This window comes from Pseudomonas gregormendelii, from assembly GCF_017114825.1.
GTDB classification, from domain to species: Bacteria; Pseudomonadota; Gammaproteobacteria; order Pseudomonadales; family Pseudomonadaceae; genus Aquipseudomonas; species Aquipseudomonas gregormendelii.
The window spans coordinates 26,942-39,811 of the sequence record NZ_JADEVO010000009.1 but is presented as its reverse complement, the minus strand read 5'-3'; the positions used below and the strand labels follow the sequence as shown (position 1 = coordinate 39,811).

Annotated in this window: 13 protein-coding genes; 5 read left to right on the top strand and 8 right to left on the bottom strand. The window is 60.5% G+C overall.

Annotated features, from left to right (window positions below; genetic code table 11):
* Window positions 1–62: 62 nt before the first annotated feature.
* Window positions 63–713: a GNAT family N-acetyltransferase gene (locus tag IMW75_RS08790; RefSeq protein WP_045059166.1), complete on the bottom strand. Its 651-nt coding sequence runs from the start codon at window positions 711–713 to the stop codon at window positions 63–65.
* A gap of 265 nt (window positions 714–978) precedes the next feature.
* Here IMW75_RS08790 and xthA point away from each other — a divergent pair, with 265 nt between their 5' ends.
* Together xthA and IMW75_RS08780 are read left to right on the top strand one after the other, a co-directional pair.
* Complete coding sequence (gene xthA, locus IMW75_RS08785; RefSeq protein ID WP_205892390.1) at window positions 979–1,791, top strand: exodeoxyribonuclease III; 813 nt, start codon at window positions 979–981, stop codon at window positions 1,789–1,791.
* A 141-nt stretch (window positions 1,792–1,932) separates the two neighbouring features.
* Complete coding sequence (locus tag IMW75_RS08780) at window positions 1,933–3,273, top strand: substrate-binding domain-containing protein (RefSeq protein ID WP_205892389.1); 1,341 nt, start codon at window positions 1,933–1,935, stop codon at window positions 3,271–3,273.
* 75 nt (window positions 3,274–3,348) lie between these two features.
* Here the strand turns inward: IMW75_RS08780 and IMW75_RS08775 are convergent, their stop codons facing one another.
* Together IMW75_RS08775 and IMW75_RS08770 are read right to left on the bottom strand one after the other, a co-directional pair.
* Window positions 3,349–3,867 carry an ankyrin repeat domain-containing protein gene (locus IMW75_RS08775; RefSeq protein ID WP_045059163.1) on the bottom strand — a complete coding sequence of 173 codons (519 nt, stop codon included), beginning with the start codon at window positions 3,865–3,867 and terminating at the stop codon, window positions 3,349–3,351.
* A gap of 97 nt (window positions 3,868–3,964) precedes the next feature.
* On the bottom strand, window positions 3,965–5,803 hold the full coding sequence (locus IMW75_RS08770; protein WP_205892388.1) for a long-chain-acyl-CoA synthetase: 1,839 nt from the start codon (window positions 5,801–5,803) through the stop codon (window positions 3,965–3,967).
* A 335-nt stretch (window positions 5,804–6,138) separates the two neighbouring features.
* Here IMW75_RS08770 and IMW75_RS08765 point away from each other — a divergent pair, with 335 nt between their 5' ends.
* Window positions 6,139–6,417 carry a DUF3509 domain-containing protein gene (locus IMW75_RS08765; RefSeq protein WP_045059161.1) on the top strand — a complete coding sequence of 93 codons (279 nt, stop codon included), beginning with the start codon at window positions 6,139–6,141 and terminating at the stop codon, window positions 6,415–6,417.
* Window positions 6,418–6,655: 238 nt separating this feature from the next.
* On the opposite strand, the gene mtnC is transcribed toward IMW75_RS08765, so the two are convergent.
* The 5 genes from mtnC to aroC are packed head-to-tail and all read right to left on the bottom strand — an operon-like array spanning window position 6,656 to window position 10,804.
* Window positions 6,656–7,339, bottom strand: coding sequence for an acireductone synthase (gene mtnC, locus IMW75_RS08760; RefSeq protein WP_045059160.1), 684 nt, complete (start codon window positions 7,337–7,339; stop codon window positions 6,656–6,658).
* 4 nt (window positions 7,340–7,343) lie between these two features.
* Entirely contained in the window at window positions 7,344–7,889 is a 546-nt protein-coding gene (locus tag IMW75_RS08755; RefSeq protein ID WP_045059159.1) for a 1,2-dihydroxy-3-keto-5-methylthiopentene dioxygenase, read from the bottom strand.
* Between the two features lie 20 nt (window positions 7,890–7,909).
* Window positions 7,910–8,536 carry a methylthioribulose 1-phosphate dehydratase gene (locus IMW75_RS08750; protein ID WP_205892387.1) on the bottom strand — a complete coding sequence of 209 codons (627 nt, stop codon included), beginning with the start codon at window positions 8,534–8,536 and terminating at the stop codon, window positions 7,910–7,912.
* Complete coding sequence (locus IMW75_RS08745; RefSeq protein ID WP_045059157.1) at window positions 8,533–9,684, bottom strand: MFS transporter; 1,152 nt, start codon at window positions 9,682–9,684, stop codon at window positions 8,533–8,535. Before IMW75_RS08745 ends, IMW75_RS08750 begins: the two co-directional genes overlap by 4 nt.
* 28 nt (window positions 9,685–9,712) lie before the next feature.
* Window positions 9,713–10,804 (bottom strand): chorismate synthase, encoded by a 1,092-nt coding sequence (gene aroC / locus IMW75_RS08740; RefSeq protein WP_205892386.1) that lies wholly within the window; start codon window positions 10,802–10,804, stop codon window positions 9,713–9,715.
* Window positions 10,805–10,933: 129 nt separating this feature from the next.
* Between aroC and IMW75_RS08735 the strand changes: the two genes are divergently transcribed.
* Window positions 10,934–11,887, top strand: coding sequence for an alpha/beta hydrolase (locus tag IMW75_RS08735; protein ID WP_122839281.1), 954 nt, complete (start codon window positions 10,934–10,936; stop codon window positions 11,885–11,887).
* A gap of 99 nt (window positions 11,888–11,986) precedes the next feature.
* Complete coding sequence (locus IMW75_RS08730; protein ID WP_205892385.1) at window positions 11,987–12,778, top strand: hypothetical protein; 792 nt, start codon at window positions 11,987–11,989, stop codon at window positions 12,776–12,778.
* Window positions 12,779–12,870 lie beyond the last annotated feature (92 nt).

Genomic DNA, 12,870 nt, shown 5'->3' with positions numbered 1-12,870 from the left:
CGCGGATGCTATCACGAGCTTGGGAGCGTGATAGAGCCTGGTTTGCGCGCAAAGTTCGTCCTTTATGCGGTGGCGGTTTGCAGGACCTGGGGGTTGGCGTGAAAAAATACGTGCTCACGTACCGGGCCAATAGCCACTTCACCGATCTCCTCATAGCCCTGGCGCTTGTAAAATTCCAGGTAACGCGGGTTGCCGGTGTCCAGCACAACGCCTTGGGAGTGCTCATCGACGGCGCACCAGTTGTGCACAGCCTGTAACAATTGTTCGCCGAAGTGCTTGCCCTGAAATTGCGGATGAATACCCAGCAAGGGCAGCAGGTGCACCGAGTCGGACGGCACGCACGCCATGACCGCATCGTGGTATTCCAGGTAGCGGCGGGTGCAGCGAAACCCGGTACTCAGGACCATGCGCAAACGCCATGCCCAACTTTCGGTGATCCCCAGGCGACGTTGCGGCGGCGCGATCAGGGCGATGCCAATCAGGCGGTCGTTGACCAGCAGGCCGATGGCGGGCAAGTCCTGGAGGAAATGCTGCTTGACCAGCTCGCGCACGGTGGCGCGCACTCGCTGCTCGTAGCCGGGACGTTCGGCTTCGAACAGATAGCTGAACGTCGGCTCGTGGCGGTAGGCCTGGTAAAGCAACGAGCGGGCTTCGCGGGAATAGCCACTGTCGAGCATGTGGATATCGGCAATGGCGGTCGAGGTTTCGGGCATAACGGCAAATCTCCCCGGGGCACCGCTCAAAATGGCGGCGCTCTTGTTGGTACGAGCCTCTGGGTACCGGCACAGTTCCTTGCTGGTTTGAAAACAGCAGGTGCGCTGGGTCTAACAAGGTATAGACCAAGTGGATCGCAGGTGTGCGCGGGGCTCGCCGACCCGCGAGCCGCGGGATGGACAAGTACAGCCGAAAACACACCAACGGCTGGCCCCTCGAAGGCATGTCAGTTAGCATCGCCCTTTTGCGCCAGGACTGCCGACCATGAAGATCGTCTCCTTCAACATCAACGGGCTGCGTGCTCGCCCGCATCAGCTGGCGGCGCTGATTGAGAAGCATCAGCCCAACGTGATCGGGCTGCAGGAAACCAAGGTCCACGATGACCAGTTCCCGCTGGCCGACGTGCAAGCGCTGGGCTACCACGTGTATTTCCATGGGCAAAAAGGCCACTACGGTGTGGCCCTGCTCTCTCGCCAGGAACCCCTGGAGCTGCACAAAGGTTTCGCCACCGATGACGAAGACGCCCAGCGCCGATTCATCTGGGGCAAGTTCGCTGATGCCAACGGCGTGCCGGTGACGATCATGAACGGCTACTTCCCACAAGGTGAAAGCCGCGATCACCCGACCAAGTTCCCGGCCAAGGAACGCTTCTACAATGACTTGCAGCAACTGCTGGAAAGTCAGTTCAGCAATGAGCAGCCGGTTGTAGTCATGGGTGACGTCAACATCTCCCCGGAAGACTGCGACATCGGCATCGGGCCGGACAACATGAAGCGCTGGTTGAAGACCGGCAAGTGCAGCTTCCTGCCGGAAGAGCGTGAGTGGATGGCGCGGTTGAAGAACTGGGGGCTGGTGGACAGCTTCCGGCACCTGAACCCGCACGTGACTGATCGCTTCAGCTGGTTCGATTACCGTAGCCGTGGCTTTGAGGATGAACCCAAGCGTGGGCTGCGGATCGACCTGATCATGGCGTCCCATGGCTTGTTGCCACGGGTGAAGGATGCGGGTGTGGACTATGAATTGCGCGGGATGGAAAAACCGTCGGATCATGCGCCGATCTGGCTTGAGTTGAGTTGATATTTAAAAGATCGCAGCCTCGTTTCACTCGACAGCTCCTACACATCTCCTGCGCACGCTGCGATCTTTTGAGCTGTCATCTTTATGAAACCCTACTGACTTAATCTGCGGGCACTTCCTTTGCTCTTGTAGGGTGCCAGCATGCTGCTGCGCGTTTTGTTCCTGTTGCTGCTGGGCGTTGTCACGCCCGTATCGGCGTTGGCGGTTGCGTTACCCCTGCCCGAGCACGGCCCGGTGTTACGCATCCAGGGTTCCAACACCATCGGCGCAGCCTTGGGCCCGGCGCTGGTCGAAGGGCTGCTGCGCGAACAAGGTGTGCTCAAGGTTCATCGCGAAGCGCCAGGCAAGACCAACGAAGTGCGCGTCGTCGGCGAAACCGTCGAGGGGCGTCGGGTGGAGGTCGAGATCGCCGCGCACGGCTCCAGCACCGGCTTCACTGCGCTGCAAAGCGCCTCTGCCGACCTCGCCGCCGCCTCGCGCCCGATCAAGGACAGCGAACTCGCCAGCCTGCAATCCCTGGGCGACCTGAAGAGTGCCGGTGCCGAGCAGGTCATTGCAATCGACGGCCTGGCGATCATCCTGCATCCGGATAACCCGCTGAAACAACTGACCACCGATCAACTGGCGCGCATCTTCAGTGATGACATCAGGACGTGGGAAGAAGTCGGTGGCAGCGGCGGGACGATCCATCTTTATGCGCGCGATGATCACTCCGGCACTTACGACACCTTGAAGGAACTGGTCCTCAACGGTCGTGGGAAAACCCTGAGCGCCAGCGCACAACGCTTCGAGTCCAGCGAGCAATTGTCGGACGCCGTCAGCCAGGACCCTCAGGGCATCGGCTTTATCGGTTTGCCGTACGTGCGCCAGGCCAAAGCCGTGGCGATTGCCGACGGTGCTTCCCAGGCGATGCTGCCACTGAACAATCTGATCGCCACCGAAGACTATCCGCTGTCACGTCGACTGTTCCTTTACCTGCCGCCCAGAGGCAATAATCCCTGGGCACAGGCGTTGGTGAAATTCGCCCAGGGCAGTCAGGGCCAGGAGATTGTCGCAGCCAACGGGTTTATCGCGCAGACCGTCCAGGCCATGTCGGTAAGCCCCAATGCGTTGATGCCAGAGGAGTATCAAACCCTCAGCCGACATGCGCAGCGTCTGACCGTGAATTTTCGCTTTGAAGAAGGCAGTGCCACCCTGGACAACAAGGCGCGCCAGGACCTGTCGCGAGTACTGGACTATATAAACCAGCGCGACAAGGCCGATCGGCAGGTGACGCTGGTGGGATTTGGCGATGCCAAGACTGACCCTGCACGCGCCGACCTGTTGTCGAAGCTGCGGGCCATGGCCGTGCGGCGCGAGCTGGCCAAGCGCGGCGTGGTGCTGCGCGAGATCCGCGGTTTTGGCGCGCAGATGCCCGTGGCGGCGAACAGCGCGGATGAGCGACGGATCAGGAATCGGCGGGTTGAGGTCTGGGTTTACTGAATATAACTGGAATCTGTCACAGCCCCCGTGGCGAGCTGGCTTGCTCGCCACGGGTTTTTCAACCGGCTTGAGCCATTAGCTCAGCAACTTCTCCAGCTGCGCCGTGGTGTCCACTGCGCCCATCGTCTTGGCCGCATCCAGCGCCGATACGCCGTTGGCATCCTTGGCTTTCGGATCAGCGCCTTTGCTGATCAGATAGTCGACGATGGCAACTCGGTTGAACATGGCCGCCATCATCAGCGCGGTACGGCCGTCGAAGGATGAGCCTTCGACTTGCGCGCCACCGTCGACCAACGCGCTGACCACCGCCAGATCGCCCTTGAACGCAGCGCCGGCGATCGGGCTCTGGCCATTGTCGTTGCGGATTTCCGGGTCGGCCTTGTGCTCGAGCAGCACTTTCACCGTGTCGACATGGCCATGGTAGGCCGCAAGCATCAACAGGGTGTCACCCTTGTGGTTGCGCAAGTTCGGCGGCAGGCCTTTGGACAGCAATGCGGCCATCATGGCCGCATCGCCCTCGCGCGCCTTGTTGAATACCTGTTCGGCGAATTCAGCGGCTTCTTCGGGGGTCATCTGGCGGCTTTGGTCTGACATGGTGGCTCCACTTTCTGTGTAGGTGCAAAGGGCGACAGTTTCCCGAGCAGCCTGGAGACTGTCACTTCTTTTTTCTGATCAAGGGTCATAGCCAGATTCAATAACGGTGTTTGCCATCATGAATCTCGGCCAGCACCTGTTCAGTCACCTGCACATAGGTGTGAGTTCCCGGCAACCAGGCATAGATGGGATCGTCACCGGTTTTACCGGGGTCAAACCCTTCGTCCTTGAGGCGGGTCTTCTGGTACTTGAAGGTGCCGGTGGTTTCCATTTTAACCTTCACCCGCAGGAACAACGGTACGGCATACGCGGGCATCTGTTCGCGAGCGAATGCCAGCAGCTCACTGAAATCCAGGGTCGCCAGGGATTCGGCCGGGGTGATCGCGGCCATGCCGGCACGGCCATTGGTGTTGTGTACTTCCACCCCGTAGGCCACCGCCTCGGAAATATTCGGATGCTGCAGCAGGATGTTTTCCACCTCGGTGGTCGAGACGTTCTCGCCTTTCCAGCGATAGGTATCGCCCAGTCGATCGACAAACTGGGCGTGACCGAAGCCGATGTTGCGCAACAGGTCGCCGGTATTGAAATAACGGTCGCCCTTTTCAAACACGTCGTGCAGCACCACCTTTGCGGTCTTCTGCGCGTCGGTGTAGCCATCCAGTGGCGCCTTGTCGTCGATTTTCGCCAGCAGCAACCCTTGCTCGCCTTTGGCAACCTTGCGCATGAACCCCTTGGCGTCACGCAGAGGCTGGCCACTGTCGTGGTCGTAGGCAGCCAGCTCCCAGGACATCAGGGAAAAACCTACGGTGTTGTCGAAGTTGAGAACGTTGGTGAAACCGATATTGCCGTCACTGGCAGCGTACAGCTCGCAGATGTGCTGCACCGCAAAGCGGGTCTTGAATTCAGCCCAGGCGCCGGGGCGCAGGCCGTTGCCGATCATCTTGGTGACCCGGTGCTGGCTGTCTTGGGCAGTGGGCGGCTGATCGACCAGGTAGCGACACAGTTCACCGACATAGCCGAGGGTGGTCGCACGGTATTTGCGCACATCATCCCAGAACTGGCTGGCGCTGAACTTGCGGCGAATGGCGAAACCTGAGGCGCCACTGATGGCCGAGCCCCAGCACACACACAGCCCGGTGGCGTGGTACAGCGGCAGGGTGCAGTAGACGATATCGTCCGGGCTCATGTTCAGCGCGATCGTGCCAAAACTGGCGGAACTGCGCATCCAGCGACCGTGCTTGAACACCCCGGCCTTGGGTAACCCGGTGGTGCCTGAGGTGTAGATGTAGAAGCAGGGATCGTCGCAGAATACCTGCTGGCTGGTCACCGGGTTTGCGCTTGGGCTGTCGGCGATGGCCGCCATCATGTTGATGAAACCATCGGGCGCAATGCCCGGGTGCCGGCAGGTGTCCTGATCGGCTACGAACCAGGTGCGGGCAGGCTCCAGCGCCACGCGCTCGCGAACAGCGGAGAACGCCGGCACCAGTTCTTCGCCGACAATGATCGCCGCAGGCGCTACCAGGTTCAGGCTGTGCACCAGGGTGTCACGGGTTTGCGAGGTATTGAGCAGCGCGCTGATCGCACCCGTCTTGGCCACCGCCAGGATAGTCACCAGCAGTTCCGGACGATTCTCGATGAACACCGCCACCACATCACCCTTGCGGATGCCCTGCGCGCTCAAATGGTGAGCCATGCGATTGGCCCACTCGTTCACCTGGGCGTAGGTCAGGAGCACATCGCCCTGAAGCAATGCCGGGCCGTCGGGATTGCGCAACGTCGCTTGCTCGAAGCTCCAGCCCAGGCCACAGGACTGGGTTGGATCCTTGACGTTGGCAGCCTTCATGCCCCGGACCACTCGTGGCAGGGCCTTGGCGATGGTGGGCAGTTTGCGCAGCATCATGCCCCAGGTAATCGTGTCGTTCAGCGCGCGGCTCATCGTTGCTCCCGTTCGATCTTTTTATTGTCGGGTGGTGGCCGAAAGTACGTGAGTGATTCAGGGGCTGTACACGCAGTTTTTGCAATGTTTTGTATCCGCACAACAGACCGGCGACAACGTGAGCCCGGTTTTTGCGAATGGTTCCATTGAAACCGAACGAATCTCGCAAAATGCAGGATGCACGATGGCCTTTCATGCAGATTGCACGAAAGCAAAAATTGGCTGATTTTTTATCTTATTGATTTGTAAGGGTTTTTATTATTTTCAAATGCTGGCACAAAGGGTGCAACTACCTCTCCATGCTTGCCAATCAAGTGCTAACGGAGCTGATAGACATGAGCCTGATCCAAGAAAAATTTACCTCCCTGTTCTCCAACTTCGAAGTGAACACTCAGCCACGCCCCGACGGCGGCATCCTGCTGACACTGCGCAGTCAGGAAGGCAAAGTCTTCAAACGCTCGATTTCCTACCAGCAACTGCATGCTGGCGACCAGTTGTCCTGGGTGATCAGCGCGATCCGTCGTGACCTGGCTGAGCAAGCCAGCGAGTTGCCACAGATTTCGATGCTGCAAAGCCAGCAACGGTTCGCTCTGCCGACTTATCATTCGGCGTAAATTGTTGCAGGGCTGCAAACAGTCAGGCCGTGAGAGCTTTCGCTTCACGGCCTGAGTTGTTTCTGAAGTTTGTAAGGCTTAACACGCCCCTGCCTGATTCCTGAGACGCGCCCCTGTAGGAGCGAGCTTGCTCGCGAAAAACTACCAGGCGCCTTGGCCACTCAGGCTTCCCGCGTCATCGTTGACGACCATCGCGAGCAAGCTCGCTCCTACAGTCCATAGTCTATTCGGAGACTGTTTAGTATCTGGTCGGATCGATGCTCGCGAAGCTGTCGACAGTCTGGTGACCAGTCAGCGTCCCGCCTTCACGTGCCAGGCCGCAGGTGGCCATGCCGGCTTCCCGCGCCGCGTCCAGTTCTTCGACGATATCCGACAGAAACAGAATTTGCGCCGCTTCAAGGCCAATCGCCTGAGTGATGCGCTGGTAAGACTGCGCCTCACGCTTTGGCCCCGAGGTCGTATCGAAGTAACCGCTGAATAACGGCGACAAATCCCCTGCCTCCGAGCAGCCGAAAATCAGCTTCTGCGCCTGAATCGAGCCTGACGAATAAACAAAAAGTTGAAAACCCGCCTGATGCCACGCCTTGAGCGCTTCAACAGCATCCGGGTACACATGCCCCTGCAACTGCCCTGCCTTGTACCCCTGCTCCCAGACCATCCCTTGCAACGCCTTCAACGGCGTGGCCTTGCGGTCTTCGGCAATCCAGCCCAGGAGTATCTCGATGACACGCTCGACATCCGCCTGCGGCTCATGGCTGTCCTGGCGCACTGCGTCCAATTGCTCGGCCACATCGGCGCGCCCGGCCTGTTGCCGTACGAAATCCGGCAGGTGCCTGGCCGCATAGGGAAACAGTACGTCGAACACAAAGCTCACGGCGCTGGTGGTGCCTTCGATGTCGGTGAGGATTGCTTTGATCGGCATCGGCTCAGTCCTCGAGTCGCGGGAAGCGATTGGCGATGTCTTCGCCGGTGAAGTTGGCCACCCAGCCTTCAGGGTTATTGAACAGGCGGATTGCCACGAAGTGCGGATGTTCGCCCATGTCGAACCAATGCGGGGTACCGGCCGGCACCGAGATCAGGTCGTTCTTCTCGCACAGCACGGCGTAGACGTAATCGTCGATGTGCAGGGTAAACAATCCACGGCCGGCGACGAAAAATCTTACTTCGTCTTCGCCATGCCGGTGTTCGTCGAGGAACTTGGCGCGCAATTCGGCCTTCTGCGGGTGATCGCTGTTGAGGCTGATAACGTCGACCGTCACGTAGCCTCGTTCGGTCATCAGCTTGTCGATCTGCTCCTGGTACGCCGCGATAACTTCTTCCTGGCTGGCGCCGGGCTGGATCTTCGCCGCCGCTTGCCAGCGGTCGAAGCGCACGCCCTGCTCGGCCAGGGTCGAAGCGATGTCTTCGAAATGGGTCAGCACCTTGTTCGGAATGTCAGGGCTTGAGACGTGGTAAACGGACAGGCTGCTCATCAGGGCAACTCCTTAACGGTTCATGCGTTACGGTTGGAGAGCGAGCGCATCTTCAACTCGCACTCAAACAAAAATTCGAAGGCCTCGATCTGCCGCAACGCATCGCTCATGCGCGCGCCCCAGGTGTAGAGGCCGTGGCCGCGAATCAGGTAACCCACGCAATCAGGGTGCGCCTCCAGCCAAGGCTGAACCTTGGCGGCGAGGCGCGCAATGTCCTGGTCATTGTCGAAGACAGGCACGCGCACCCGGGATTCGTGGGTCGATACGCCACTGAAGGCTTTTTGCAGTTCGTAATCTTCGAACTCGATGAAGGCTTGCGGCGTCAGGCGCGACAGCACCGTGGCGTTCACCGAATGGGTGTGCAGCACCGCGCCGATGTCCCCGCGCCAGCTATACAGCTGGGTGTGCAGCAGGGTTTCGGCGGAGGGTTTCTTGCCCGGTTCCAGGCTGTTGCCCGACAGGTCGGTGGCCAGTACATCGTTCAGGCTCAACTGGCCTTTGTGCTTGCCGGACACGGTCAGCAGCGCCTCGGTGGGCGACAGACGGGTCGAATAGTTGCTGCTGGTGGCCGGCGACCAGCCGCGGCCATACAGAAAACGCCCGGCATCAATGATTTCCTGGGCGAGGTGTTCACGGGTAAGGCTCATGGCCGGTCCTCTTGCATGCGTGTGGCTATGATAACGGCAGCGGCGAAGGCTGCGAGACTGGCGATACTAAAGGTGAACGTGGCCCCGAGGGCATTCCAGCTGTAGCCGGAGTACAGCGCACCCAATGCGCCGCCAGTGCCAGCCAGGGCTGCGTACAACGCCTGGCCCTGCCCTTGCTGGCGCGCACCGAAACTACGTTGCACGAATTGGATGGCAGCGGCATGAAAACTGCCGAAGGTAGCCGCGTGCAGCACCTGGGCAAACAGCAGCACCCACACATATTCGGCGAACGAGCCCAGCAGCACCCATCGCAGCGCCGCCAGCAGGAAACTCGCCAGCAGCACCCGGCGCACGGAGAACCGCGCAAGAATCTTGCTCATGCCCAGGAACATCAGGACTTCGGCCACCACCCCCAATGCCCAGAGCATGCCGATCAGTCCACGACTGTAGCCCAACTGCTCAAGGTGCAGGGTGAGGAAGGTGTAATAAGGGCCATGGCTCAGTTGCATCAGGCCCACGCAGGCGTAAAACGCCAGGACGCCCGGGCTGCGCAGCTGTTGCAGAAAACCGTCGCCGGCGATGCGTTCACTTTGCACCGGCTCGGCATTGGGCACCCACAGGCTGCTGATCACGATCCCGGCCATGATCAGCACCAGCGCCAACGGATAAATGTCCAGGCTCAACCACTCGAACAAGCGCCCCAGCGCGACGACGGTGATGATAAAACCGATGGAGCCCCACAAACGGACCTGGCTGTAGCGCGAGGTCTGGCCTTTCAAGTGCGCCAAGGTGATGACTTCGAACTGCGGCAGCACCGCGTGCCAGAAGAACGCGTGCAAGGCCATGACCATGGCCAGCCAGGCGTAGGTCTTGCTGACGAAAATAAGCGAGAATGAAAGCAGCGTGCAGACCGCACCGAAGCGCACGATCGCCAGGCGTCGGCCGCTGTAGTCACCCAGCCAGCCCCAGATATTGGGCGCCACGCACCGCATCAGCATCGGGATGGCCACCAGCTCGCCGATGCGCGCGCTGGAAAACCCCAGGTGATCGAAGTACAGCGCCAGAAACGGCGCCGTCGAACCGAGCAAGGCGAAATAGAACAGATAAAAACTGGAAAGCCGCCAGTACGGGAGTGCCGCTGTCGTCATCAGACAGCAGCGGCCTTGAGGCCAGCCATTAAAGCTGACCCAGCACCGGCGTGCTTACTTGCACATCGGCGTTCTGCCCACGGTGGCGCAGCAGGTGATCCATGAGCACGATGGCCATCATCGCTTCGGCAATCGGCGTGGCGCGGATGCCCACGCACGGGTCGTGACGGCCCTTGGTGATCACATCCGCCGCGTTGCCGTGGACGTCGATCGAACGGCCTGGCGTGGTAATGCTGGACGTCGGCTTCAACGCCAGGTGCGCAACGATCGGCTGGCCGGAGGAAATGCCGCCCAAAATGCCCCCGGCGTTATTGCTGAGGAAACCTTCGGGGGTCATCTCGTCGCGGTGTTCGGTGCCACGCTGGGCGACGCTGGCGAAGCCGGCGCCGATTTCCACACCCTTGACCGCGTTGATGCTCATCAGCGCATGGGCCAGCTCGGCGTCGAGACGGTCGAAAATCGGCTCGCCCAGGCCTGGCATCACCCCTTCAGCAACCACGGTGATCTTCGCGCCGACCGAATCCTGGTCGCGGCGCAACTGGTCCATGTAGGCCTCAAGCTCGGGCACCTTGTCCGGGTCCGGGCTGAAAAAGGCGTTGTCTTCCACCGAATCCCAGGTCTTGAACGGGATCTCGATCGGGCCCAGCTGGCTCATGTAGCCCCGAATGACGATGCCCTGGGTCGCCAGGTATTTTTTTGCGATCGCGCCGGCCGCTACGCGCATCGCGGTTTCACGAGCCGAACTGCGGCCGCCACCGCGGTAATCGCGCTCGCCGTATTTGTGGTGATAGGTGTAGTCGGCGTGGGCCGGACGGAACAGATCCTTGATCGCCGAGTAGTCCTTGGACTTCTGGTCAGTGTTGCGAATCAACAAGCCGATGGCACACCCGGTGGTGCGGCCTTCGAACACGCCAGCAAGGATTTCCACCTCATCGGCTTCCTGACGTTGCGTGGTGTGACGGCTGGTGCCGGGTTTGCGGCGATCGAGGTCGCGCTGCAAATCCTCCAGGGAAATTTCCAGGCCCGGCGGGCAGCCGTCGACAATGGCGACCAACGCCGGACCATGGCTTTCGCCAGCGGTGGTGACAGTGAACAGCTTGCCGTAGGTATTGCCGGACATGCAGGACGCTCCGTGAATTGAACGTGAATACGTAATGCGCGCCAGTATACGCAGGCTACCCAAGTAGTTCATCCTCGAACCTTATGGGTGCCCGCGAGTCCAACCGGCACCTTTGTGAATGATGGCGTGATGATGCTGCGAGTTCTAGCCTTGAGCCTTACCTTGTTTACCGGATTTGTGCAGGCCACTGTCCTGCAACGTCCCATTTCGCTGGACACCGGCAGCGGCGAACTGTTTGGTTCGTTGTTGCTGCCAAAGTCCGACACCCCCGTGCCCGTGGTGCTGATCATTTCCGGCTCCGGCCCGACCGATCGCGACGGCAATAACCCCGACGGCGGGCGCAATGACAGCCTCAAGCGCCTGGCCTGGGTGCTGGCCAAACACAACATCGCCAGCGTGCGCTACGACAAGCGCGGCGTTGCCGCGAGCCTGCCCGCCACCCCGGACGAGCGCAATCTGTCAGTGGAGGGCTACGTGTCCGACGCCCAGGCGTGGGGGCGCAAGCTCAAGGCTGACCCGCGATTCGGCCAGTTGATTCTGCTGGGGCACAGCGAAGGTGCCTTGATCGCCAGCCTCGCCGCGCCCGATGTCGATGCCGCAGCCGTGATTTCCATGTCCGGCAGCGCTCGCCCAATTGACCAGGTACTGCGCCAGCAATTGAGCAACCGTCTGCCTGCGCCCTTGATGTTGCGCGCTAATGAATTGCTCGACAGCCTCAAGGCCGGCCACACCGACGACAACGTGCCGCCGCAACTGCAGGTGATTTTCCGCCCGAGCGTGCAGCCGTACCTGATCTCACTGTTTCGCCAGGATCCGGCAGCGGCGTTCGCCAAGCTTGCGATGCCGGCGCTGATCATCCAGGGCAGTAACGACATCCAGGTCGGCGTCGGTGACGCCAAGCTGCTCAAGGCGGCCAAGCCGGACGCCGAACTGGCACTGATTGAAGGCATGAACCACGTGATGCGCATCGTGCCCAACGACGTGAAGCGCCAGTTGGCGTCGTACAAGGATCCGAATTTGCCGCTAGCCGCCGAGCTGGGCTCACGCATCATCGGGTTTATTGACGGACTTCGTGCCAGTTAAGCGCTATTGACCCTCCAGTCCTGCAAAAAACGGCCGATAAGCCGGTGTCGCCAGCAATAAGCCTGGCGACACGCCGAGCTTGGACAGGACCTTGCCGTTATGACTGACACCCCGACTTCACCCGCCACCGCAGCTGAACAGGACGCGCCCCCAGCGGTCGAGCTGCCGTGGGCGGACGTGCACGCCGAGCATCGCCAGATGCTGCGCCTGGCTCCCCTGCAGACTGATCGCAACACCGGTGGGCGACCGCTGCGCTTTGTCGAATTCGGCTACGCCGAACGTCATGACAAGGAACGCAGCCTGATGCGCATGAGCATCACCCTGCCCGGCCAGCGAGTGCGCAAGGAACAGAACCTGCTGGATGTGTGGGTCGATCACCAGGACAAAAGCGTGCACTTCGGCCCCGACAGCGGCTTGCAGATCGAACCGATGAATCGTGGCGTCGGTCGCTTCATGGCGACCCACGGCATCACCTGGCTGAAGCAACGCTGGCCCGGGTACAGGGTCAACGGCCGCGATCTCAATAACAAGGACGCGCTGAACGAAGACACCCGCCTGCGTCGTGATGACTTCCTCAAGGGGCACGGTTTTGAAGTGGTCTATGCCGATGCCCAGCATCTCAAGGGCAGCGTCAAGGACGTGCCCGTCGGCGACCTGAAGGCGCAGTGGAACAGCGAGAAGGTGCAGGTGGTGGAGATTCTCGAGGCGGCGCAGATGCTCCAGCAGGCCGAGCAGAACCTGGCCGAGCAGGAGGTCAAACTCAAGCAACACGAGGAAAAGGTCAGCAAGTACCGGCGCGAGGACACGGCGCTGCGCTTTACCATCTCATGCCTGGTGGCATTTGCGGTGTTTCAGGCGGGGTTGTTGATCTGGATTGCTACGCACAGGTAGGGCTTGGGGGCTATGGTGCCGCCATCGCTGGCAAGCCAGGCTCCAACAGGATTACTGTCGTTGCGATAATGGCTGAACGACACAAAAACCTG